Genomic DNA, 23,124 nt, shown 5'->3' on the forward strand with positions numbered 1-23,124 from the left:
CCAGGAAATTTGCCTGTTCCAGTGTAATAATCATTCGAATGCCTCCAGTACATAGTACTCAAGGTCGTCTCTTATGGAGTCACGAACGCCCTGTGGATCGGTTGAATCGATAGAGTGCACATAGAGAACCGACTTGTCATCCGAAATATCCACGGTCAGGGTTCCGGGGGTAAGGGTAATTGTGTTGGCAATACCCGTAATTCCGATATTGGTTTTGGTCCGGATAGGAACCGCAATGATTCCGGGCTTGATATCGATCTTGGGTTTGATGACGATCTTTGCGACTACTATGTTGGCCTTTATGATCTCCTTGATTAAAACGTAAAAATACTTGAGTTTCTTCGGAATCTTTGAAATCCAGTCTCCAGTGGGGTGTACCACCTCATCCAGCCTGTAAAGCTCGCTGAAGGGAGCTACTACTACAACTCCAAAGATGAGACCGAGAAGCACACTTCCAAGGGTTATTTGCCCACTAACAAGGCACCAAACTACAGGAAGTGCCATATAAGTAATTGTGCGACGCTTCATCTGATCACCCTCACTATTACCGCATCAATATAAGGCTGCGGATCAATTATCTGGTTTGCAATGGTCTGTGAGAACTCCACAACTGGTTGGGGGTACAGTCCGACGATCAGCACAATCGCTGCCAGTATCAGGATTGGAGCTACAATCAGGGGGGACAGTTTGTGGTGAGAATATTCGCCATGCTGTGGATCCCTTTCTCCCCAGAATATAAGCATCCAGCCTCTGAACATGTAGAAGAGAGTAAAGATTGCAAAGATCAGAGCTATCCCTATGGGCAGGTAGAACTGCGCCCTAAGACCTGAATCAAAGAGCATGAACTTGGCGATGAATCCTCCCATCGGGGGCACTCCGCCAATGGACATGGCTCCCACAAGGAAAGCAACACCCATCATAGGAGCTGTGTTGATCATGCCTCCCATCTGGCGCATATCCCTTGTATCGGCAGTGTGGATGATTCCACCCGAGGTAAGGAATAACATGCTCTTGGCAAGTGCATGGTTTATCATGTAGACCACGGATGCGCCAAGGATTAGAGTTGCAGCCGCAGTCTCCCCGGCTACGTTTGCCATTGCTGCCATCCCAAAGCCCAGGAAGATGTATCCTATCTGGGATACACTGGAATAAGCCAGCATGCGTTTTACGTCCGACTGCCCTACTGCCGAGGTTGCTCCAAGGGCCAGGGTGACCAGAGCCGTGAAAAGGATAACTGGCCCGTACACTGCCTGAAAAGGAGCAAAGACCATAAAGAGAACCCTGAGTATACCGTAAGCTCCGATTTTTATGATCACACCACTTAGCATTGCACTGATCGGGGACGGAGCTGTGGGGTGTACATCCGGAAGCCAGTAGTGCAGAGGGAACATTGCTGCCTTACCACCGAATACAATGATAAAGAGCAGACCCACCGCATACAGGTGCCATGGCACAGCCCCTGTCTCGGCTAGCATCCTGATCTTAAGGGTAATGTCTGCCATGTTCAGGGAACCGATGGATGCATACAATGACGCGACTGCTATCAGCATCACATTACCCCCGAGAATGTTCAGAACCAGGTACTTCATTGTGGCTTCCATCTTGTCCGAAATCTTCGTAACCTTTGAGGTTTCGTTTGCAACGATCAGAGCTGCCGAGGAAAGCAGCATTACTTCGAAGAAGACGAACATATTGAAGATATCACCCGTCAGGAAGATCCCGTTAATACCTGCAATCATCAGATTGTAAAGGGAGTGGTAGGTCTGGTTCAGGGATTGGTCTTCTATGTAATCATAGGAGTAAATTAAGCTCAAAAAACCAATAAAGCAGCTCAGAAGAACCATCCCTGCACCCAGCAGATCGGCTACAAGTACAATCCCGTACTTTCCGAATTCTCCTACATCATATGCAATAATTCCGTTGTTCCAGACGGTTATGATCAGGAGCACGCTTAAGCACAATAAGACAAAGCCAACTACGATGTCGAGCACCTTTTGCAGCCCGGGATTACCTTTGATCAGGATTGTGACCGGAGCCATTAACAGAGGGATAGCAATCAGGAACATCGGCAGATTATCCATTAAGAAGCTCATTCTCGAAGCCTCCTGAGTTCCTGGACATCAACAGTACCATATTCTTCATTGACGCGGTAGCAAAGAGTCAATACGAATGCGGTGGTTGCAAGCCCGATCACAATTGCCGTGAGCACGAGGGCCTGCACAAGAGGATCCACGAATTCTGTATACGGATTGGTTGTTATCGGCCCTAGAATTCCAGATGTCAGGTTATCGTTATAGATAAGCCCCTGGCCAAGACCTTCTAAAGCCTGTTCATGCTCCAGAATCGGTACAAGGGTACCTTCGGTGAAAACTCCGCTTCCAACGATATACAGGTTAATGGCATGGGAAATTATACCGAAACCGATGATAACTTTCATCATGTCCCTGCGGAGGACCAGGAAAGTTCCTATCCCGAAGAGCAGAGCGATTGTAAGCTCAAGGAAAAAATTATTCATGTTCTCCCTCCGGACCTTTATCGGCTCCTAATTTAGTTGCAATAAACAGCAGACCTCCGACAACTACGAAGTACACACCAAGGTCAAAGAACATCGATGAGACCAGTTCAAGCTCAAACAGGTGCATACCTCCTACTTCTACAGGAACGAAATCAAAGGCGCTTCTGAAGTATTTGTGACCTGCAAATAATGGGGACCAAGCAGTTATACTTGCGAACAGAAGCCCGTATCCAAACCACATGTGCCAGTCCGGGTTCCAAATTTTCTTGATTGCATCATACCCGTATGCGACGTAGATAAGTCCAATTCCGGCTGCACACAGCACACCGCCAATGAAACCTCCGCCTGGCCTGTTACCACCTATAAGCAGAAGATCGATCGAATACAGCATATCGATCATCAAACAGACCTTCGCGATTGTTTTGGTAATTACCGTGGTATCGGCCATTATTCCTTACCTCCCTTCACCTTTTTTGCTCTGCTCAGGATAAGGCTGTATACGCCAAGGGCTGCCAGGGAAAGGACTGAGATTTCTCCGATGGTATCATACCCTCTGAAGTCCACGACTATCACGTTAACTACGTTAAGTCCGCCGGTCATTGCCAGAGCCTTCTCTATGAAGTAGTAATTGAAGGTCTCGAAGGGAGCCAGTACCCCCAGATTTGCATTTAACATTACGGCAAGGACTCCAAATGAAACAACACCTGAGATTAGCAAGTTCACCAGAACCTTGCCTGCCGGCATAGGCTCCTTGAATTTCTGTGGAATCTTTATGAGTACCAGGATGAAGATAATGGTGGACAGGGTTTCTACACAGACCTGGGTCATTGCAAGGTCAGGAGCTTTGAGGTATACGTAAAGCAGAGCTACCAGGAAACCAAGCTCGGAGAGGGATATGACCGCAGGCAGATACCTTGGGAGAAGCGCAGCACCAAGCGCTGCCAGAATCATCAGAGAGTAAAGTACGATTTCATAAGGTTGAGCATCGTAGATTATCCCTGCAGGCAGGAGGTCGCCAACGCCTATACCCAGGTTTATACCAAACATATAAACCGGCCAGAATATCAGGAAAATCATGAAGAGCAGTGTCATCTTGACATATACTCCAATGGGTCCTGGTTGGGCAAAAGCTGCAAACTTGTGGGTGATCCCCTTTGCGTTGTTTACTGTTGCATCGTACCAGTAGTTCACACTGATCCAGGGAAGCTTGTCGTTGAAGCTGTTCTGCCAGGCAGCAATTGCATCATAGAACTTGTAAAGCACAAGACCGATGGCAAACGTTGCTATCGTCATCAGAAGCGGCGTGGTAACTCCGTGCCAGAGCGCTACATGCAGGTGATCCGCATGGGGAACAAGGCCGCTGTAGGCAGGCTGGATCAGGACGCTTATCGGGAACGTGGGGTAGAGCCCGAAGAAGATGATCAGACCTACAAGGAAAACTGCCGGAGCAAGCATAACCCAGGGAGCTTCATGAACGTGATGGGGAACATCGTGGTCGTGGGTCCTCTCTCCTAGGAAGATCCCATCTATCAGTTTGATAGAGTACATAAGGGTGAATACACCACCGGCCACTGCAACAGCGGGGAAGATAATAGCCCAGGGGCCTCCATAGGTTTCTGAAACCAGTTCTCCGATTTCAAGAGATGTCTCGTAGAACATTTCCTTGCTGAGGAAACCGTTGAGGGGAGGAACCCCAGCCATCGAAGCTGCTGCGATTACCGCAACGATAAAAGTCTTTGGCATCTCCTTACGCAAACCACCCAGTTTTCTTATATCTCGAGTTGTCGCCTCGTGAGCCACGATACCTGCAACAAGGAAGAGGGTAGCCTTGAAGGTGGAGTGGTTCAGCAGGTGGAAGGTTGCTGCAGCAAAGCCCAGTCCCGGGTGTTCGGCCGTACTGTACCCGTACATGGTCATCAGGTAAGCCAGCTGGCTGATCGTAGAGTAAGCCAGGATAGCTTTGATGTCTGTCTGCCGGAACGCCATGAAACCTGCCATCACCATGGTGATCATTCCTGTCCCTGAAACAAGGATTAACCATTCGGGAGTTCCCGAAAGGATGGGGTGCATCCTTGCAACCAGGTAGACACCGGCCTTGACCATTGTGGCCGAGTGCAGGAAAGCGCTTACAGGGGTCGGAGCTTCCATTGCGTTGGGCAGCCATATATAGAACGGACCCTGAGCAGATTTGGAAGCAGCTCCTATAAAGATCAACACAAGGACTGCAACATAAAGCGGGCTTCCGTGGAGTGTTGACAGAAGTTCGGAACTCTGAGCAACTTCAGAGATTCCATAAGTACCTGTAACAACCCTGAGCATCAGGAAGCCTGCGAACATGAAAAGTCCGCCACCGGCAGTTATCAAAAAAGCCTTGGTTGCGCCGTATACGGATTCCGGTCTTTCTCTCCAGTATCCGATAAGCATAAAAGATGTTATACTGGTCAGTTCCCAGAAAATAAACATCTGGATCGTATTATCTGTATAGGCAATGCCCAGCATTGCACCCATGAAGAGCAGGAGCCACTGGTAGTACCTTGGCAGGTCTTCCTTTGTGGACATGTAACCGTTTGAATAGGACATGATGATAACACCAACGCCTGAAACGATTAGTGCAAGGAGAACGGCCATACCGTCTCCGTAAAAGTCCAGGGATAGACCAGCTGCCGGCAACCATGTAAACGAACCCGTCACAGGAGTGCCTGCCATAGTGTACGGGATTATCTGGGCATTCAACACAAAACACGTAAATGCGATGAGTGCCGAAATCCAGCCAATCCTCTGTTTGAATACACTATATAATACAGGTAATGTCCATGCGAGTATAAATGGTAAAAAGACAGCTATTACTATTGCATTAAATGGATCCATGAATCATCAACCCAACCTCTTTTTGGTTATTAATAGTGAATAATAGTCAGGTTCAAAAGTTTCAATCCAGAATTCAATCCACATGGGAAATAAAGATATAATGTAATCTTATAATTTCCTCGCGTATACTCTTTTGTCATATAGTAAAAATGTTTCGGTTTTTACTGGACGCATCTTCAGTATCAAGCAAACCCTTTTGCGTCTAAAATTGCATGCGAAATCTTCCCAGATTAGTCTCTGATTACAGTAAATACCTCCCTTTCAAAACTGCAGATTTTTACTTGATTTAAATCACATCCAACCTTTCTCATTAGGATTTTAGCTTTTCTCTGTTCTTAATGCTACCGATTTTGTCCTTATAGGGGTTTAATGGAACTTATTGTAGTATTTTGAATCATAGACAATTAAATACAAAGATCAAAAACCGATAGCATCAGGTTCACTAATTTCCATGTGGATTCCCAAATATTTGAAGATTTCCAAAAAACACTATCAAGAAAAATAGCAATTTCGAGAAAAAAAATATGAAAATAAAGGTCAGAGAAAAGTTTTTTACCTTAATGAGTAGCAATTTAATCGGAATAATTGATTAAATTAATTAAGAAGTTATCCCCCCTATCAGTACAATTTATTTGTACCATTAAAACTGTGGATCAAGAGGTTTAGTTTGGGAAAGCAACAGAGAATGATTCATTAGTGAGTTTATTTGAATTAATTCTATTTTAAAATATATATTATTGCATATCAAAAAATTGAAACTTTGGTATAAAATGAATTAAATAGATAAAAAAGAGAAATATGCTCTTTGAAAGTAAAAAAAATCAAAATAGAAATAAACCCGAAAGAAAGTTTTTCGTCAAAAAAAAGAAATTCTGGACAAAAAAAGTTCACAAAAAGGAAAAGAGTATATTTAACATAATTCTTCGAAACCTTCCGTTTTTAAACTGTGAGAGAAAAATATTCAAGAAATATTTTCAGGAATTGAGTTCTCGATAAAAGAATGAAAATTGAAAAGCGATCGGAACACATTAAAACTCCAGAACCCCCGTAAAAGGAAGACTAATCCAAAATTGCTTTTGTTGAGTTAAAAAGGACAGGGTTGAACACAAAAACCCGTAAAATATCTCAGTAACCTGCAATGTCAGTAACCTGAATGTCAGTAATCTGCAAAATGTCAGTAATCTGCAAAAATGTCAGTAAATACAAGTTTGTTGATAAAAAAGTTCGGAATTATTTTCTCTTCTGTAATAGAGAAGAAAAACAATATAATTCTTCCATATAGCTGGTTCTGCACCCAGCATATTTGTCAGGGTTCAGGCTTTTGCTTCCTGTCCCTCCCCCTGAAACGGTCCTCTATCTGTTCGGTTAATTGATCTCTATTTCTACAGGGCTCTCTTCAGAACAGCGCCTGAAGGTAACCTCAAGCACTCCATTTTTGTAACTTGCTTTTGCGCTTTTCGGGTCCACCCGGACAGGGAGATCCACGTCTTCAGTATATTCGGAAAGCCCGAGGACTTTTATTTCAAGATGCTGACCTGTAGCGTGCAGCAGGATATCTTCCTTTTCAATCTCCGGGAACTCTGCAAGTACGTGCACCATATTCTCATTTTCAAAGATGTCAATTAAAGGTTCTTTTGTTTCTGAGGGAAAGAAGTTCTCTTCTTGTTGAGGGTATTCCGGAACGTTTCCGAATTCCCGGAGTTCTGGATCCTCCCCCGGGCGGTGAATGATAGAAAATCCGTAAACAAAGGGAACGGAATCTCCCATCTCTTCCAGGAGGGCTTCGATCATTTCTTCCAGGTTGTCAAAAAGTTCAGATCCGAAATCTTCAAAGAAATCCTTTCTTTTTCTTATGCCCACCATTATTACCTCTGATTTTCCTCACGCTCCCGAAGATCAGTCGATATCGATTGAAGTTCGAGAACTGGACTCCAGCCTCTGAAAGGTAACTTCCAGAACACCGTTTTTATATGTGGCTTTCGCGCTCTGAGGATCTACCTTTACTGGCAGTTCAACACGTTCGGAATATTTTGGATTCCCATTTAATGTTTCGATGTCAAGTATTAAATCAGTTGCGTTCAGTTGAATATTTTCTTTCTCGATGCCAGGCATCTCGGCAATCACATGGACCTTTTCCTCGGTTTCCAGTACATCAATAAGGGGTTTTCTTATGTCAAGGTAACGTTTTTCTCCGGTTTCCGCCTGTTCGAACATTGGGATATTCCCGAATTCCCGGATTTCAGGCTCTTCCCCTGGACGCTGTGTTACGGAAAAACCGTACACAAACGGGTGCTGCCCGAAGTTATCCATGCTCATGTCCATATCACCGCTAAGGCGCTCGAACATTTCTTCCATATCCTTCAGTGGATCAATTCCGAATATTTCATCGAAAAAACTTTTTTTTCTCCTGTCTCTGTCCATCTCATCACATCATTATTAAGTTATGCGTCTTGAGTTTCTTAAATGAGTACTACTAAGGTAAGTATTGTTGTTCAAATCAGTAAGGTAATATTAATTCAGGGGTTTTTCCCACAAAAATTAAAAGGGCCGGAATTTACCGGCATTTCAGGCAAAGCCTCATTAGACCTTAGGAAAATTCGGGACTTCTTTTCCCTCTATTTCCTTTTCTTCTTCTTTTGCTTCGGAAGATTCTTCCTCAAGCTCGGCTGCATACCTGGCAAAGAGCTCTGCACTCTTTTCGTAGGCGCTAAGGGTTTCTCTGGACGTTGTAGGCCTTACACGGCGGATTGCCCTTTCAAAATGCCTTTTTGAAAGGCGAACGTCTCCGGCCTTTTCCTTAATGCTCTTCCGGTCAGTGCCTGGAGTGACTATTTCCCTGAGGGCAAGCATTGCCGCTTCCCTGCAGATGCCTTCGATATCCGCACCCACATACCCTTCGGTCATTTCAGCCAGTTCGGAGAGTTTTACATCCTCTGCGAGGGGTTTTCCTTTTGTGTGGATCTCAAAGATCTTCTCTCTGCCTTCTTTTCCGGGCGGCTTTATGTAAATGAGCCTGTCAAAACGGCCGGGTCTGAGGAGGGCAGGGTCTACCATATCCGGCCGGTTTGTAGCAGCAACTATGATCACGTCCTTGAGTTCCTCTACACCGTCAAGTTCTGTCAGGATCTGGCTTACCACCCTTTCGGATACGTGAGTGTCGGAAACAGAGCTCCTTTCAGGAGCAATGGAGTCGATCTCATCAAAGAAAATTACAGTCGGTGCAGCCTGCTTTGCTTTCCTGAACGTCTCCCTGATTGCACGTTCGGATTCACCCACATATTTACTGAGAAGTTCAGGGCCTTTTATACTTATAAAGTTGGCTTCACTCTCGCTTGCAACAGCTTTTGCAAGCAAAGTCTTCCCCGTACCCGGAGGCCCGAAGAGCAGGACACCTCTAGGAGGCTTTATATTGACGGCCTTGAACATTTCGGGATACTTGAGAGGCCATTCAACAGACTCGATAAGTTCCTGTTTTGCTTTGTCAAGTCCGCCGATATCGTCCCAGCCCACATGCGGAACTTCAACATAGACTTCTCGCATGGCTGAAGGCTCGATATTCTTCAGGGCTTCTCTGAAGTCTTCCTTCGTAACCACCAGGTTGTCAATGATTTCCTGTGGGATCTCTTCTTCGATATCGATTTCAGGGGTGATCCTTCTGAGGGCATGCATTGCAGCTTCCTTACAGAGAGAGGAGAGATCGGCTCCCACAAAACCGTGGGTTACATCTGCAATTTCTCCAAGACTTACTTCATCTTCAAGAGGCATGCCTCTGGTGTGGATCAGGAGAATCTGTCTCCTGCCGTTCCGGTCAGGAATTCCGATTTCAATTTCCCTGTCAAACCTTCCGCCGCGGCGGAGGGCTTCGTCAATGGAGTTCGGGCGGTTTGTGGCAGCTATGACAACGACTTCACCCCTGGACTTAAGCCCGTCCATCAGGGAGAGGAGCTGGGCTACCACCCTTCGTTCCATTTCTCCGGTAACTTCACCGCGTTTGGGAGCAATGGAGTCGATTTCGTCTATGAAGATGATGGAAGGTGCATCCTTCTCAGCTTCGTCGAAGATCTCCCGGAGCTTCTGTTCACTTTCTCCGTAATATTTGGAAACGATTTCAGGGCCGCTGATTGTGATGAAATTGGCGTCGGTTTCACTTGCAACTGCCTTTGCAATCATGGTTTTGCCCGTTCCCGGCGGCCCGTGAAGCAGGACCCCTTTGGGAGGCTCGATTCCCAGCTTCTGGAAGAGTTCAGGATGTCTCATTGGCAACTCGATCATTTCCCTTACGAGCTGGATTTCCCGTCTAAGCCCCCCGATGTCCTCATACGAAATCCCTTCCGGGGTCTTGATTTCTTCGATTGATTTTTCCTTGATAACAATTTCAGTGTCTTTGGTGACAACGACCGGCCCTGCAGGCCTTGTGGATGCCACTACGAAAGTCAGGGGATTATTTACGGTTTCAACTCTGATCTGCTGACCTTTGTTCAGAGGTCTGCCCTCAATTATCCTCAGGATGTAATGGGCTCCGCCCACAAGTCTGACAGGCTGGGATGGAGCAAGTGTGACCCTTTGAGCATGTTTTGCCTGAACCTTCTGGATAGTAACTCTGTCATCAATTCCGACTTTTGCATTGCTGCGCAGGTTTCCGTCTATTCTGATCCTGTTCTCCTGTCCGCGCTCGACGTTAGGCCAGACTATTGCATAAGTCTTTGATCTGCCTGAGATTTCAATAATATCTCCGCTCACAAGACCCATTTCCTGCATAAGACGGGTATCAATTCTTGCAATTCCTCTGCCCACATCTTTATGATAAGCCTCAGCTACTCTCAGATTCATTTCTTCAGTCATTTATTTTCAACCCCGGTCTCACATATTCTCCAGTACTGCTGGTTATTTTTAATTGTGTATTCAACAAAACCCCTTTCTGCAAGGTCCATAAGGTTAGAGGTTATAATGCTCGGGTGAAGGCGCAGGTTATAACAGAGGACAGCTGCTGTAGCCTCGTTTTTCAGAAGCTCGAACAGGAGCTCGCATTCTACAGGGTTTCTGGCAACCTCTTCGATCGAGTCCAGGCATCTGTCCATCAGTTCCGTATATTCAACCTGTAGTTGTTTCTGCATCTGCACAAGTTCTTCCTGTCTCGCTTTAAGTTCCTGGAGCCTGTTGCTCAGTTTCAGGAAGAAGCAGGAGGATTCGTCTCTGGCAGCAGTTTCTTTTTTTTCGACAGCAGATTTTTCCCCTTTTTTCTCCCTGTCAAAATTAATGTCCTGAAGAGACATCGTATAGGAATAAGGTGATACTGACACCTCAAGCCTCATATTATTTGCAATATTGAAGTACTTGCGCCTCTGCTCATCTACACTGCACTCGATCAGTCCTGCCTGTTCTAACAGGCTCAGATGACTGATAATTGCCTTTGGTCCTACCCCCAGCCTGCCTGAAATTTCACTGACATAGCAGGGGCGATTTGCAAGAAGCTGAATTATCTTCCTGCGGTTTTCATTCCCCAGGATGTCAAGTAGTTTCGCTGGGTCCATGTTTTTTCCCTCTGGTAATTATTGAAATTTTATGATGTATATTGACGGTAAGTTTTGAATTTCGTATTTTATATATTTTTGCAGGAGTTATTATAATATGTACATTATATTATCATTTATATTTGACGCGGATTTAATAGTGGCTCAGGTCCCTTCCGCGGTTTGTTGAAGTGTTTCTCTCCTGAGATTCGAATCCCAAGTAAGAGATTTCAAGAACCTGTATAGCAGGAGTTACAGGAAGTCCCTGCCCGAAATCCCCTGGCCAGATGCTAACTATTGCGCGTATGTAATAGTTAGTAACCATTAGTTAGCAATGATAATATATAAAGTTTGCTGAAGATATCAGTTTGCGTGAAAAATGCTGAAAAAGAAAAAGGAAAAGATGAGGGCAAAAAGAGGACAACAAAAGACGAAGACAAAAAGACCACAATAAGCAAATAACGTAAGAAACTGATTTAAACTGTAAAGGATACTGGACGGAGGATTCAGTTGGATCTAAACCTGTATATGAAAGTCAAAATGTATCTATTCATCGGATTCGTTTTTCTGGCACTTGCGGGTCCAGCATCGGCAGATACCATTACAGTGAACAATGGCGAGGAAGGAGATTACAAATCAATACAGAAAGCAATAAATAATGCAAATCCCGGAGACACAATCCTCGTTTATCCCGGCACATATAAAGAGAATCTTGTCGTCGATAGGGAGTTAAGAATCATATCAAAGTCCGGAAATCCGGAAAATACTATTGTCCTGGCTGCCACTCAAAAAGAGCATGTTTTCAAAATTGCTTCGGATAACGTAACAATTAAAGGATTTAAAATAAAAGATGCCTCCGGAACTTCGGGGAACTATAAATATGGGATTTATCTTGAGGAGACAAAGAACTGCACAATTGATAACAACTACATCTCAAACAACAGGGAAGGTATTTTCCTAATTGATTCCAGCAATAACACCCTTATCAATAACAAACTTCCGAAAAACAATGATGCCGGGATTATACTCAGGTCTTCGGACCACAACACTATAATGAGCAATAATTTATCAGGAAATATCGCAGGAATCGTCATAATTTATTCTTCCTCCGATAACAGGGTAGATGGAAACACAGTCTTCGAAAACACAATAGGCATTGAAGTCCAGGGAAATAACAATACGATAAGGAACAATACCATATCGAATAACGACAAATGCGGAATAGATATTGAATCCTCTGCTGACAATGCAATAAGCGGTAACATAGTAAATTCGAATAAAAGAAACGGAATCGAAATTGGATTTTCGAAGAACAATACCCTGAAAAACAATACTATAAACTTTAATGGAATGGATGGAGTCTTTTTACTTTACTCAAACAATAACACATTAAACGGCAATAATGCTTCGAACAACGCAAACCACGGGATCAGTCTAATGGACTGTGACTATAATCTTCTCCGTAACAACCTTGTGAACCTGAATAATGCAAACGGGATTCAGCTGTGGAACAGAGGAACAGAAATCGACGATGATGCTATTTTTGAATGGGGAGGATCAGGCGATAATATCCTGAGCAACAACACTGCCTCAAATAACACGGCTTACGGCATCTATATCGGCATTTCAGGTGATAACAATAAGCTGAAAAATAATTCGATGGGCTCAAACGGAAAATATGGAATTTTTCTTGCGGAAGCCAGCCGCAATAATGAGCTTGAAGGCAATAGAATGGATTCAAATCTGCTGGGGGACGTTCTTGTCAGTTCCGACGAGATTCTCATAGGCTCAAACGAACTCAGCACACCTGAAATCAGTTCGCAGGAAATGGAAGAAGATCCGGGAACGCGGTTAAGAGGAGTGCCATTCATCGGCTGCTTTATGACAACAGCCATTGTTGGGATTGCAGCAATAATCGTGAAAAGAAAACAGGAATAAGATACTCTGATCCGAAAAACAAGATATAATGGATAAAAAGTACCGTAAATGAGTATAAAGTACCGGATAATGTTTACTATAAAGTCATTAAAATGCTCTGATCATCAAAACTTCACTCCCGTAATTTGAGGTTTCAGCCGTGACTTCCCATGCAGGGTAATATGTGGTCTGACCGTCATATCTGTAGGGATAAGTATCAAAACCGTTGAAATAAACAAATTTGACATCAGTGATCCTGATCCTTCCCAGGGAAAACATTGGCAGGTTACCTTTCTGAGTGACGAAGTTCCTGTATCTTACCTGCTGAATTATGTATTTGTCCGATTCGTTGAAATCCACTGTCTGAAACCCTGCAATTTGCAGGTATTCCGGATCTGAAGCATTAGAGTCCAAGTTAAACCTGCTTTTTAAAATCTTATTATCGATTAAATCAAACCTGCTATCCTCAATCTCTTGATCCGAGACCAGAAAATAGATTTCCCCGGGATATTCATTATTATAAGACCTATTATTGTAAGACTCGACGGAATTAATAAAACTGACATTCAGAGTGCTTGAGAAAGATTTTCCCTGATATAACGGGAGCTGATTTACGGGTATCGAAGGAATATCAGCGTCAAGGGTTACTCTTTGATTCGTAAGAGTGCTCCATATCTGTACAGTTTTTCCGTGAGGCATATCCTCTTCCATGGGAGGATAATAATTAAAAGTCTCATAGAATAGAGGAAGAGCATAATATAAGAATACCAGAGCAAGGATTATTCCAATTACACCTTTTGATTTTTCCTGCATATGTGTTAAAACCCCCTCAGGTAGATTCAATCCCGACTGCCAGCGGATATCCCGGGTGGTCTATGAGGCAGATGCACAGTTTTTCAGAGGAGCCGGACCCGGAAGCATGATCAGCTCTTACTTTCTGTTCAAAAGCAAAATTTCCGTCCAGAGTGAGCTCATATCTGTAAACTCCAAGATCCACACCAAGCTCAGGAGAAGAGATTTCCGTGCCCGGACTCAATGAGTAAGTCTCGTGGAATATTGATTCATTATAAAAGTCGAGAATTTCGATACAGATCTCGTGCACTTCTTTATCATCATATATAAGGAAGAACTGCAAAAGATCCGAAGAAAATTCCTGATCTAATTTTTCTTCAATACCCTCGCTATAATATCTGCATACAAGATGGACGGCCTTTCCATCACGCTTCTCAGCCATAGTTATCTCCTCAATCCCTGAAAAACTTCCTGCTGAACCGGAGATAAAAATGAATCTCAGGGGATTCAATGAACGTACCAATCTCTCTCGATCTTTTTTCCAGTCCATTACAAATACCGTATGGACTGTTTTTCCATTATATGTCTCGGAAGTCACCGCAATATTATACATCAGGTCTTCAAACTCTACGGAGCCGCTAAATAGTTCTCCGCATACATAGAAAGTTGCCCTACTGTCAGGTATTCCTTTAACATACCCCGAATAACGATAAGATTTCCCTCCGTTAAGTCTGGAAATATCCTCGATTTCTATTTCAAAATCTCTCTCCAGTAACCTGAGGTGTACATTCCCATTTGCAGCGGCATTTTCGAATTCCTGAACATCTATTGTAACAGTTTCAAACCCGTCCCAGTACTCCTGGAACTCAAGCGAACTATCCTGAACCTCGATCTTCTGAATGATATTATTCCCAGGGATTCCTGAAACTGCCTTTAAGGAACTATCATCAGAAGCAATTTCATCAAGCTGCGCTCCAGAATATTTAGAAGTTTCAACTATGCTATTGCCTTCAGCGAAAACCAGAAATGCTGAAAAAGCAGCCAGAGCCAGAAAGGCGGCAAGTACTACGATGGTACTATTTACTTTCATTCGAATCCCCCAACCCAGAGAAGACAAACAACAAACTCTCCAACCAAATATAAATCTGCATTCTTCCTAGAAGAACTTTTTTCTTTTATTTCAATGTTTTGTGCATTGACACTATTAAGTCAATAAAAAAGATAAGGACTCTACTGTAAAATAAAAGAATGATTATATAAAGTTATACTGAAAAAATAAATAATGAAGTAAAATTAAAGAGTCCTGAAGCCGGGTTTAAAATATGAAACCTTACAAAAAAAAGAAAAAATATGAATTAAAAGTAAAAAATATAAATTATTTCTGCTTTTTTGGCTTTGATTTTTCTTTTTGCCTTTCCTTCTGCTGGTTAAAAACAGATGGCAAATGAAGGGCATATGAACCCTCCTCCCTGATTGCCATAACAAGTTCTTTTCGCTCTAAAAGGGAATCCAGATTAAGTTCGTAAGAGCCGGGACCAAGAATCCTTACAGATTCCACTCTCTCTTCATCAGTTTTGCTTTCATTTTCTGATTGCTGCTCCCTGTCTTCTTCTCCTGATGCTAGGGCCTCGTCAATATTCCTGACAACCTCATCCAGAGAGGCTTCTAGATCCAGTTTTTGTTCTTCCAGAGCGGGCCGTCCCTGGTTTTCCAGACCTTCTGGCTCTTTTTTCACATAAAGGAACTTATTCCAGCCGCAGTTAGGGCAGCCGCTGAGGATTACAGAATCCCCGTCTTCAAAAATAGTTCCGCATCTGGTACATCTATGGGGCATGAGTTCACCGGTAATCAATAATAAGACTTAGTCGCTGTAAATTTTGATCGTACAGTAATAGCTTAATTAATATGTTGGATTAAACTGATTTTTAAATGACCAATTTAGAAGGTACTTTAACAGACGATGAGGTTTTCTCTTACAGGATTGGCACCTTAAGGGATTGACATATTATGGGAATTGACACATTATGGAATTGACACATTATGGAATTGACACATTATGGAATTGACACATTATGGAATTGACACATTATGGAATTGACACATTATGGAATTGACACTTATATTAGTATACCTTAAATGATATCTTAAATAAATACCTTTAATAAATATGTATATTTGTATTTACAGTTTTTTTATTTAGTAACTTTGACGAAAGATTTGCCTTCAACCTCAAGGTTTTTTGCCCCTACCGGTTTAAACATCCGCCTTCGGGAGAAGGAAAACTCCATGTTCTTCTTTGGCATGGAAGTACTCAATTTGAAGAGTACTTTCGTCATTTTGTACCTGCTATTTGAAGAACTTCATGTTTGTTTTTGGTTCTCTTGTTTCTACAATATAACCATTGATGTGCAAACTGCTGATACGGACTATGGCACACAATCATATCGAGACATAAACATACAATAGATTATAGAAGTTTCCAGTACTTCTTCCCGTCAATAACCTGAGAACTGGTTCTATGGGTTCGATCCATCTCTTCCAGAACTTCCGGGAGCCTGCCGGGCTGGGTAATTTCAAAAACTACCGGGTCGAGGGCATGGTTTATGTAAAGACTGTGTTTGAGATCTTCAAGGCTCCAGAGTTTTTCTGGGTCTTTTCTCATGTTTTTTGCCAGAATACTTATCATATCTTCCATAAAATTCCATGGATAGACGATCCATGCCCAGTCTTCAAGCCGCTCTCCCACATAATCGGGGTCAATTTTCGAGCTCCCCAGATATTGTAAAGAAGCGGTTCGGACCTCTCTGGGATTCCTGGCTTCTACGTAAGCTTTAGCGCTGATCATACTTTCCCCTGTATCCACAATATCATCTACGATCAGCACTTTTTTGCCCTTAATCACATCGGCCGGAAGAGGGTATCGAATATAAGGCTCACCGGTGTCGATAGCTGCAGTTCCTGTGTAATGCTCTATTTTAAGGCTTGACAGGTCATCAAGTCCCAGGAAATCACACAGCACACGCCCCGCAAACCAGCCTCCTCTGGCAAGTGCGATAATAACATCCGGTTCATACTCCGAGCTTTTGATATCTCTTGAAATGTTTCGGCACAGGTTGTAAATGTAGTCCCAGTTCGTAAGCACACATCTAAATGATTTTATGTAAAACCCTCCAGAATCCGAAGCCCGGTGCATTGGTCAGGAGATTTATTGTTTCAGGAGCCTTCAGGTCAGGATTCCACTTTCGAGGATATATAATAGACCATAACTTTAAGTTTTCTTATCTTGTTAAAAAAATAATTCAGAAAAAGACTAAAAAAGAGATGCTTCAAAAACAAATTTAAAACCTTACGAACATAATTAGATGAAGTTAAAATATTATTTCAAAAAGCCTTTAACATTAAAGCCCTTCGATTACTGCTCCTGAAAGTACAGGCTCAAGAGAGCTTCCTGAAAGTGAGAAAAATCTAAAATAGGTTTTCCATAGAAAAGTGAGTCCTGAAAGTGAGAACAATGGATAAAATGCTGACAGACCTGCTCTTTATGTCCCAGAAAAGAAAGGACCTTTTGCTTCTTCTAAGAAACGGAGGGAAAACAATAGAGGAAATTATAGATACTCTTAATGTTACCTCGACGGGAATGCTCCCTCAAATAAAAAAATTAAAGGATGATTCACTGGTTTTGCAGGATGAAAAGGAATACAGGCTTACCCCTCTGGCAGAAATTCTGGTTGAAAAAATGCAGCCTCTTCTTGATATTCTTGAGGTTATCGAGGAAAATAAGGATTTCTGGCAGGAGCGAGACCTGAGTGGTTTGCCTCCAGCATTTCTCGAAAGGCTTAACGAATTAAAACCTTATTCTCTTGTAAAACCCGACAACGACAAACTTTTTGAGACTCATTCAGTATTTCTGGAAAACGTGGAAAAATCAAAAGACATCCTTTCTCTGGCTTCGATATTCCACCCGGTATTTTCGGAGACATTTCTGAGAACTGATGACAAAGATTCCGAAATTACCCTTATAGTAACAAAAAGAATTTATGAAAGGCTGAGAACCGACTTTGAAAAAAAACTGGAACTTTACCTGAAACAGGAGAAAAAGCGGCTTTTTGTCTGCGACAACGAAGTAAAAATAGCTATGATGACAAAAACCGAACATTTCATGATGGCAGATTTCCTTACATGGAAAGGAGCCTATGACCGGGAGAGTATCATAAGCTTTGAACCTGCTCCTATAAAGTGGGCTGAAGACCTCATTCTCTATTATAAAGGTCAGGCTCAGGAGATTAAGAGGTAAATCCTGGCAAAAGAATCATCGAGAGAAGGTTTGGTCTCAACATAAATTATTCCGTCTCTACAAGCTAAAAAATATCCCGATTTTTCTTTGTAAAGGTTTCCGACTTTATATCCGGAAGTACTGCATTTTTTGTAATCAAGAATCCTTAAACTGAACACCAGCCTGTATAGACCGCTTTTCTTCAACAGAGTAGAATGATACTTCGGAGTACCGTTTAAAAAGTGAAAGACCCTCTCGACACTCCAGTCCTCCCACTTTATCAGCTTATTATATTCTTCGGGTTTGACTTTTCTGGCCCTTGAGGTAGGACTGGAAACTGGCTGCTTTTTAGTCTCAACACCTCCGTTTTCAAGAGCTTCCATTGTCTTTCTGAGCAGTTTAATCCCGGCGGAGGCTAATTTTTGACGGATTGCTTTAAATTTCTCCCCTGGACTTAAAAAGACACGTTCCTGATAGATGACGTTCCCTGTATCTTCTCTGATAGATGACGTTCCCTGTATCTTCTCTGATAGATGACGTTCCCTGTATCTTCTCCTTTGTCTACGTAGTGCAGGGTAACCCCTGGATCAAGTATATAATCATAATACTGCCAGAACAGCGGATTTGGTCCCCCGTACTCCGGAAGGTACGAATAATGAATATTAACAGTACCGTATGAAGGAACATTGAAGACATTCTCCTTCAATAGGTGAGACATCGAAAACACAACGATAAGATCGGGTTCCAAATTCCTAATATTATTAAAACAAAATTGAAAGCAAAAGTTAATCAAAATTTTTGAATTAAAGATCCATTTTTAATAAAAACCGAGAAAAATAATCCATTGTTAAAACTGCGGACAGAACTGAAGTTTAAGCAAAAGATAAATTCGAACAGGCTTATCCCTCCATATATAAATTTGAAAGCGAAGAGGAAGATAAATGAAAGGAAGAATAAATAGCAATTCTTTAAAAGCTGTGAAACTGGTAGCAATCCTGTTCATGATCTTTGCAGTTGCTCTTTCCGGCTGTGTTGACAATGGACAGAATAATACGGATAACCAGACAATAGGTTCGGCAAACGAGAGCCAGAATACCGGCAATGAAGAATACATATATGGTGTGGCAAATGTTGAAAATATCGATATTCTGACTCTGGAATCTTTCCCCGTGCAGATACACGTGATAGCAGAAGGCCACCTGCCTGATGGATGCACTGAGATTGATGAAATAAAGACTGAAACGGATGGAAATACTTTCAATATCAATATTACGACGAAACGCCCAAAAGAAGCAATCTGTACCCAGGCTATAGAGAGTTTTACGGAAACGATCCCTCTTGAAGTCCAGGGCCTCAGTGCAGGAAACTATACTGTAAACGTTAACGGAGTAAACGGGTCATTCGAACTTGCAGTTGATAACACTCTAGATGAAACTCCCGAAGCTATGCCACCGGAACAGCAGGTAATAACCGAAGCTGGCAATGGAACAACTATAAGCCTCGAAAAAGGAGAGACTTTTTACCTGAGACTTGAGGAAAACCCAACAACGGGATACTCCTGGGAGCTCAACCTGAGCCAGGGGCTCAGTCTGGTTTCGGACGATTACTATCCCCCCGAGGCTGAAGAAAGTGAACAGCCCCTTCTTGGTGCCGGAGGAGTTCACCTCTGGGAAATAAAAGCCGACTCCGAGGGAAAACAGCAGGCAACGGCAATATATAAAAGATCCTGGGAAAATGAAACTGGCACGGAAGACAAATTTATACTTAATGTTGAAGTGGCCTGAACTGCAGTCCCGCTTTTTATGCCTCTACTCTCTCTTCTAATTCCCTTTTTATCTTCTCTCGAGTAAGAGGGTAAGGGGCATGAAAATTTTACTTTCTGTCATCATCAGCCCTGTTTTCGAGCGAGTTCACGGGATCCCAAGAGCCTGTTTTAAGTCTTTGAGACAATTGTCGCAAATATAAGATGTACCTATCTGGGTACACCCGAGTATATTTACATCTTCCTTGTGTTCTTTTTCTTCCGGGCTTCCGGGATAGCTTTCGCAGTAAATTCCACATTTCACTTCACAGTAAGTTCCGCAGAAGAGACATTTTGTCATAGTATTATTTAGGGCTTCAGATATAATATATTCCCTCGCTCGAATTGCGCCAGCAGAATTGCGGCTCTGCAGCCCGAGTTTCGTTTCCCGAGTTTCGCTTCCCGAGTTTCGCTTCGGGAGCACGAGGTCTGTTTCGCTCCGCTCAAGCAGACTAATTTGCAGATAAAAATCGGGAGCTTCGCTCAAGCAGACTGTTTATGGGAAGAAGTGAGCTGTGCTCAAGCGACTAATATTATAGGTAAAAATCGGGAACTTCGCCCAGAAGGACCATTTATAAGGACCAATTTATAGTTATAGTCGTGAGCTTCGCTCGCAAAGAGGATTACTTGATGGGTAAAAGCAGTAAACTCTGCGTAAGAGGATTAAGTTCCAATTATCTTAAATCCGTACAACATCATTCGCTGTATCATGTCGTTCTTTTCTCGCTGGACGCAGGAGAGCGACTTTTCCCATTAAAAAAGAAGAGGAAAGCCAGAAAGTAAAAAATGGGATAAATCTGAGGGGATGCGATAAAAGTAGAATTAAATATACCTGAAAAAATTCATTTTCGAGTCTATTTTCCTTTAATCAGGGATCACCAGAAAACTTGGAGAAATAGGGAAGAACTTAAATAAAATTACAATGAAGTTGAGGAGTTCTTCTGATAAGAGTTTAACTTTCTTAATGCTGAAGAAGAGAGAGTAGAGCGAAAAGTATATAAACTATCGTTAGTATGTTCTGATAGCTGTCCCTGGCAAAGTGACCTGATCAATAGAACACTGTAGCGGGGTGGGGTAGCCAGGAGATCCCGACGGGCTCATAACCCGTAGACCGATGGTTCGAATCCATCCCCCGCTATAAAGAGATTTTTTTCAGATCAGTTTCCTTTACCAGCCTATTCATCCTATAACATTGTAGCGGGGTGGGGTAGCCAGGAGATCCCGACGGGCTCATAACCCGTAGACCGATGGTTCGAATCCATCCCCCGCTATAAAAAACATTTAGAAATTGATTTTCTTTTTTGTACCAACCATTTGAATTATCGCGGGTTTTTTTACCGTACCTATTGTTCTTCCATACCTCTATTTTTTATATCCGGGCACTCATTATATTCAGAAAATTCAAATCCTATCTAAAAAACTCCTCATTATATCCAGAAAACTCAAATCCTATCTAAAAAACTCCTCATTATATCCAGAAAACTCAAATCCTATCTAAACAACTCAAATCCTATCTGAACAACTCAAATTCTACCTAAATCCTGTCTAATCCCAATCCTATCCAATCCTATCTTATACATTCGATCATACCTTTTTCAAGAATCAGAAACTCAAAGGCTTATTAAGTAAGGATCGCTTTCTTATACAGGGTTAAAATAAATTCAAAAAAAGATCAACTTCATACAGGGTAAAAATAAAAGCGAGAAAAAGTAACTCTTGCACAGACTAATAAACGGAACTTACTAATAAACGGAACTTGCTAATAAACGGAACCCAATACATTTGGAATTTAATATTTCCTATCCATTCTTAAAATCAAGCAGGACGATTCTCATATGGTAATGGAAAAACTCGGAGACTCCTTACAGGGGGCACTCAAGAAACTGATCGGCGCGGGGAGAATTGATGAGCGCACGGTCAATGAAGTAGTAAAAGACATTCAGAGGGCTTTGCTCCAGGCCGATGTTAACGTAAAACTTGTCATGGGGATGTCCCAGAGGATTAAAGAACGTGCAATGAAAGAAGAACCGCCTGCGGGTATGAATCCGAGGGAGCACGTAATCCGCATCGTGTACCAGGAACTGATGGAAATCATAGGGAAGGGGGCGGAGATCCAGCTCAAACCCCAGACCATCATGATGGTGGGGCTGCAGGGGAGCGGAAAAACCACAAGTGCTGCAAAACTTGCCCGCTATTTCCAGAGAAAAGGACTTAAAGCAGGTGTTGTTGCCGCAGATACTTTCAGGCCCGGAGCTTACCACCAGCTCAAGACTCTCGCTGAAAAACTCAATGTGGGTTTTTATGGAGAAGAAGGAAATCCCGATGCTGTCGAGATTACCAAAAACGGGCTTAAAGCCCTTGAAAAATACGATATAAGAATAGTGGATACTGCAGGCAGGCATGCCCTTGAAGCCGACCTGATAGAAGAAATGGAACGGATCCATGCTGTTGCAAAACCCGACCACAAGTTCATGGTTCTGGATGCAGGCATAGGGCAGCAGGCAAGCCAGCAGGCACATGCTTTCAACGACTCTGTGGGAATCACAGGAGTTATCATCACAAAACTGGACGGGACAGCAAAAGGTGGCGGAGCCCTTTCAGCCGTTTCCGAAACAAAGGCTCCGATTGCTTTTATCGGAGTTGGGGAAACCCCGGAAGACTTTGAAAAGTTCGAAGCTGACAGGTTCATTTCAAGGCTGCTCGGAATGGGAGACCTCAAGAGCCTGATGGAAAAAGCTGAAGAGAGCCTGAGCGAAGAAGACGTAAATGTCGAAGCCCTGATGCAGGGACGCTTCACCCTTAAGGATATGTACAAGCAACTCGAAGCGATGAACAAGATGGGCCCTCTCAAACAGATCATGTCCATGCTCCCAATGGGTATGGGAGGCATGAAGTTCTCAGACGAAATGTTCCAGGCTACCAGTGACAAAATGAAAAACTACAAGGTCATCATGGACTCGATGACAGAAGAGGAAATGACAGACCCAAGGGTCATAGGCGGATCAAGGATCAAGAGGATCTCGAAGGGTTCGGGCTGCAGCTCAGAGGACGTAAGGGAGCTTCTGAAATACCACAAAACCATGCAGACGGCTTTAAAAGGCTTCAGAGGAGGAAAATTCAATATTCAGAAAATGATGAAGAAGAAAATGGGGATGTAATAATCCCCGAGTTCTCTTTTCTGTCGTTTTCAGAACTTTTTCTTGAGAACTCAGTTTTGAGGACTCATTTATCGCTGCATCTACTTATCGAATTAATACTGATCCCACATTTCACGTATTTTTTTTGGATATCAACATTTTGCAATTTGATCGAAAAAAGTGAAAATGAGATAGTGTGGAGAAATTACTAAAAAACATAAACCAAATACTGGCTTTTAAATCTGACAGAACAGGATGAGTTTGCCCGCTCCGTCAGATTTGAACAATAAATTCTCCACAACCTTAGTATT

The 23,124-nt window shown here is 42.8% G+C and carries 22 protein-coding genes and 2 tRNA genes; 6 read left to right on the forward strand and 18 right to left on the reverse strand.

The features are described 5' to 3' along the window. Window positions 1-30 precede the first annotated feature (30 nt). From MA_RS23815 to MA_RS27800, 10 genes are all read right to left on the reverse strand, one after another. The gene (locus MA_RS23815; protein WP_011024441.1) at window positions 31-528 is read right to left on the reverse strand and encodes a Na+/H+ antiporter subunit E; all 498 of its coding nucleotides are present in this window, start codon (window positions 526-528) and stop codon (window positions 31-33) included. Then, window positions 525-2,093, reverse strand: coding sequence for a proton-conducting transporter membrane subunit (locus MA_RS23820; protein ID WP_048066018.1), 1,569 nt, complete (start codon window positions 2,091-2,093; stop codon window positions 525-527). Before MA_RS23820 ends, MA_RS23815 begins: the two co-directional genes overlap by 4 nt. Continuing rightward, the gene (locus MA_RS23825) at window positions 2,090-2,515 is read right to left on the reverse strand and encodes an NADH-quinone oxidoreductase subunit K (RefSeq protein ID WP_011024443.1); all 426 of its coding nucleotides are present in this window, start codon (window positions 2,513-2,515) and stop codon (window positions 2,090-2,092) included. Before MA_RS23825 ends, MA_RS23820 begins: the two co-directional genes overlap by 4 nt. Continuing rightward, window positions 2,508-2,963 carry a monovalent cation/H+ antiporter subunit B gene (locus MA_RS23830; protein ID WP_011024444.1) on the reverse strand — a complete coding sequence of 152 codons (456 nt, stop codon included), beginning with the start codon at window positions 2,961-2,963 and terminating at the stop codon, window positions 2,508-2,510. The genes MA_RS23825 and MA_RS23830 overlap by 8 nt, the downstream gene beginning before the upstream one ends. After that, window positions 2,963-5,383 (reverse strand): hydrogen gas-evolving membrane-bound hydrogenase subunit E, encoded by a 2,421-nt coding sequence (mbhE, locus tag MA_RS23835; RefSeq protein ID WP_011024445.1) that lies wholly within the window; start codon window positions 5,381-5,383, stop codon window positions 2,963-2,965. Before mbhE ends, MA_RS23830 begins: the two co-directional genes overlap by 1 nt. 1,365 nt (window positions 5,384-6,748) lie before the next feature. Continuing rightward, window positions 6,749-7,246, reverse strand: coding sequence for an archaeal heat shock protein Hsp20 (hsp20, locus tag MA_RS23845; protein WP_011024446.1), 498 nt, complete (start codon window positions 7,244-7,246; stop codon window positions 6,749-6,751). 33 nt (window positions 7,247-7,279) lie between these two features. Beyond that, window positions 7,280-7,804 (reverse strand): archaeal heat shock protein Hsp20, encoded by a 525-nt coding sequence (gene hsp20 / locus MA_RS23850; RefSeq protein WP_011024447.1) that lies wholly within the window; start codon window positions 7,802-7,804, stop codon window positions 7,280-7,282. A 159-nt stretch (window positions 7,805-7,963) separates the two neighbouring features. Continuing rightward, complete coding sequence (locus tag MA_RS23855; RefSeq protein ID WP_011024448.1) at window positions 7,964-10,225, reverse strand: CDC48 family AAA ATPase; 2,262 nt, start codon at window positions 10,223-10,225, stop codon at window positions 7,964-7,966. Continuing rightward, window positions 10,222-10,914 (reverse strand): ArsR/SmtB family transcription factor, encoded by a 693-nt coding sequence (locus MA_RS23860; RefSeq protein ID WP_011024449.1) that lies wholly within the window; start codon window positions 10,912-10,914, stop codon window positions 10,222-10,224. Before MA_RS23860 ends, MA_RS23855 begins: the two co-directional genes overlap by 4 nt. A gap of 133 nt (window positions 10,915-11,047) precedes the next feature. After that, window positions 11,048-11,218: a hypothetical protein gene (locus tag MA_RS27800; protein WP_157860409.1), complete on the reverse strand. Its 171-nt coding sequence runs from the start codon at window positions 11,216-11,218 to the stop codon at window positions 11,048-11,050. A gap of 185 nt (window positions 11,219-11,403) precedes the next feature. Between MA_RS27800 and MA_RS23865 the strand changes: the two genes are divergently transcribed. After that, on the forward strand, window positions 11,404-12,831 hold the full coding sequence (locus MA_RS23865; RefSeq protein ID WP_011024450.1) for a right-handed parallel beta-helix repeat-containing protein: 1,428 nt from the start codon (window positions 11,404-11,406) through the stop codon (window positions 12,829-12,831). A gap of 87 nt (window positions 12,832-12,918) precedes the next feature. On the opposite strand, the gene MA_RS23870 is transcribed toward MA_RS23865, so the two are convergent. The 5 genes from MA_RS23870 to MA_RS23895 form a co-directional block, all read right to left on the reverse strand. Beyond that, window positions 12,919-13,623 carry a hypothetical protein gene (locus MA_RS23870; RefSeq protein WP_048066021.1) on the reverse strand — a complete coding sequence of 235 codons (705 nt, stop codon included), beginning with the start codon at window positions 13,621-13,623 and terminating at the stop codon, window positions 12,919-12,921. A gap of 16 nt (window positions 13,624-13,639) precedes the next feature. Continuing rightward, the gene (locus MA_RS24880; RefSeq protein WP_052279226.1) at window positions 13,640-14,692 is read right to left on the reverse strand and encodes a hypothetical protein; all 1,053 of its coding nucleotides are present in this window, start codon (window positions 14,690-14,692) and stop codon (window positions 13,640-13,642) included. A gap of 285 nt (window positions 14,693-14,977) precedes the next feature. After that, entirely contained in the window at window positions 14,978-15,436 is a 459-nt protein-coding gene (locus MA_RS23885; protein WP_048066022.1) for a Zn-ribbon domain-containing protein, read from the reverse strand. A 358-nt stretch (window positions 15,437-15,794) separates the two neighbouring features. After that, on the reverse strand, window positions 15,795-15,938 hold the full coding sequence (locus tag MA_RS27805; protein WP_157860410.1) for a hypothetical protein: 144 nt from the start codon (window positions 15,936-15,938) through the stop codon (window positions 15,795-15,797). Window positions 15,939-16,069: 131 nt separating this feature from the next. After that, the gene (locus MA_RS23895) at window positions 16,070-16,744 is read right to left on the reverse strand and encodes a phosphoribosyltransferase (protein WP_157860411.1); all 675 of its coding nucleotides are present in this window, start codon (window positions 16,742-16,744) and stop codon (window positions 16,070-16,072) included. Window positions 16,745-17,113: 369 nt separating this feature from the next. On the opposite strand from MA_RS23895, the gene MA_RS23900 reads away from it, so the two are divergent. Further along, complete coding sequence (locus MA_RS23900; RefSeq protein WP_011024455.1) at window positions 17,114-17,896, forward strand: helix-turn-helix transcriptional regulator; 783 nt, start codon at window positions 17,114-17,116, stop codon at window positions 17,894-17,896. On the opposite strand, the gene MA_RS23905 is transcribed toward MA_RS23900, so the two are convergent. Continuing rightward, entirely contained in the window at window positions 17,878-18,258 is a 381-nt protein-coding gene (locus MA_RS23905) for a hypothetical protein (RefSeq protein ID WP_011024456.1), read from the reverse strand. The two genes, MA_RS23900 and MA_RS23905, sit on opposite strands and share 19 nt — an antisense overlap. Before the next feature lie 71 nt (window positions 18,259-18,329). Continuing rightward, window positions 18,330-18,668, reverse strand: coding sequence for a formyltransferase family protein (locus MA_RS23910; protein WP_011024457.1), 339 nt, complete (start codon window positions 18,666-18,668; stop codon window positions 18,330-18,332). A 148-nt stretch (window positions 18,669-18,816) separates the two neighbouring features. On the opposite strand from MA_RS23910, the gene MA_RS23915 reads away from it, so the two are divergent. Further along, the gene (locus MA_RS23915; protein WP_011024458.1) at window positions 18,817-19,659 is read left to right on the forward strand and encodes a protease inhibitor I42 family protein; all 843 of its coding nucleotides are present in this window, start codon (window positions 18,817-18,819) and stop codon (window positions 19,657-19,659) included. Window positions 19,660-19,785: 126 nt separating this feature from the next. Here the strand turns inward: MA_RS23915 and MA_RS29130 are convergent, their stop codons facing one another. Continuing rightward, window positions 19,786-20,163, reverse strand: a complete 378-nt coding sequence (locus tag MA_RS29130; protein WP_011024459.1) for a hypothetical protein — start codon at window positions 20,161-20,163, stop codon at window positions 19,786-19,788. Between the two features lie 576 nt (window positions 20,164-20,739). Between MA_RS29130 and MA_RS23925 the strand changes: the two genes are divergently transcribed. From MA_RS23925 to MA_RS23935, 3 genes are all read left to right on the forward strand, one after another. Continuing rightward, window positions 20,740-20,814: transfer RNA gene (locus MA_RS23925), tRNA-Met, on the forward strand. A 58-nt stretch (window positions 20,815-20,872) separates the two neighbouring features. After that, a tRNA-Met gene (locus tag MA_RS23930) sits at window positions 20,873-20,947 on the forward strand. A 564-nt stretch (window positions 20,948-21,511) separates the two neighbouring features. Beyond that, window positions 21,512-22,834: a signal recognition particle protein Srp54 gene (locus tag MA_RS23935; protein ID WP_011024460.1), complete on the forward strand. Its 1,323-nt coding sequence runs from the start codon at window positions 21,512-21,514 to the stop codon at window positions 22,832-22,834. The last annotated feature ends 290 nt before the right edge of the window (window positions 22,835-23,124 follow it).

Source organism: Methanosarcina acetivorans C2A, assembly GCF_000007345.1.
GTDB lineage: Archaea > Halobacteriota > Methanosarcinia > Methanosarcinales > Methanosarcinaceae > Methanosarcina > Methanosarcina acetivorans.

Excerpts from the sequence above, each read along its gene's own strand:
- MA_RS23815 (WP_011024441.1), bottom strand. The coding sequence starts at position 528 with ATGAAGCGTCGCACAATTACTTATATGGCACTTCCTGTAGTTTGGTGC.
- MA_RS23820 (WP_048066018.1), bottom strand. The coding sequence starts at position 2,093 with ATGAGCTTCTTAATGGATAATCTGCCGATGTTCCTGATTGCTATCCCT.
- MA_RS23825 (WP_011024443.1), bottom strand. The coding sequence starts at position 2,515 with ATGAATAATTTTTTCCTTGAGCTTACAATCGCTCTGCTCTTCGGGATA.
- MA_RS23830 (WP_011024444.1), bottom strand. The coding sequence starts at position 2,963 with ATGGCCGATACCACGGTAATTACCAAAACAATCGCGAAGGTCTGTTTG.
- mbhE (WP_011024445.1), bottom strand. The coding sequence starts at position 5,383 with ATGGATCCATTTAATGCAATAGTAATAGCTGTCTTTTTACCATTTATA.
- hsp20 (WP_011024446.1), bottom strand. The coding sequence starts at position 7,246 with ATGGTGGGCATAAGAAAAAGAAAGGATTTCTTTGAAGATTTCGGATCT.
- hsp20 (WP_011024447.1), bottom strand. The coding sequence starts at position 7,804 with ATGGACAGAGACAGGAGAAAAAAAAGTTTTTTCGATGAAATATTCGGA.
- MA_RS23855 (WP_011024448.1), bottom strand. The coding sequence starts at position 10,225 with ATGACTGAAGAAATGAATCTGAGAGTAGCTGAGGCTTATCATAAAGAT.
- MA_RS23860 (WP_011024449.1), bottom strand. The coding sequence starts at position 10,914 with ATGGACCCAGCGAAACTACTTGACATCCTGGGGAATGAAAACCGCAGG.
- MA_RS27800 (WP_157860409.1), bottom strand. The coding sequence starts at position 11,218 with ATGGTTACTAACTATTACATACGCGCAATAGTTAGCATCTGGCCAGGG.
- MA_RS23870 (WP_048066021.1), bottom strand. The coding sequence starts at position 13,623 with ATGCAGGAAAAATCAAAAGGTGTAATTGGAATAATCCTTGCTCTGGTA.
- MA_RS24880 (WP_052279226.1), bottom strand. The coding sequence starts at position 14,692 with ATGAAAGTAAATAGTACCATCGTAGTACTTGCCGCCTTTCTGGCTCTG.
- MA_RS23885 (WP_048066022.1), bottom strand. The coding sequence starts at position 15,436 with ATGCCCCATAGATGTACCAGATGCGGAACTATTTTTGAAGACGGGGAT.
- MA_RS27805 (WP_157860410.1), bottom strand. The coding sequence starts at position 15,938 with ATGACGAAAGTACTCTTCAAATTGAGTACTTCCATGCCAAAGAAGAAC.
- MA_RS23900 (WP_011024455.1), top strand. The coding sequence starts at position 17,114 with ATGGATAAAATGCTGACAGACCTGCTCTTTATGTCCCAGAAAAGAAAG.
- MA_RS23905 (WP_011024456.1), bottom strand. The coding sequence starts at position 18,258 with ATGGAAGCTCTTGAAAACGGAGGTGTTGAGACTAAAAAGCAGCCAGTT.
- MA_RS23915 (WP_011024458.1), top strand. The coding sequence starts at position 18,817 with ATGAAAGGAAGAATAAATAGCAATTCTTTAAAAGCTGTGAAACTGGTA.
- MA_RS23935 (WP_011024460.1), top strand. The coding sequence starts at position 21,512 with ATGGTAATGGAAAAACTCGGAGACTCCTTACAGGGGGCACTCAAGAAA.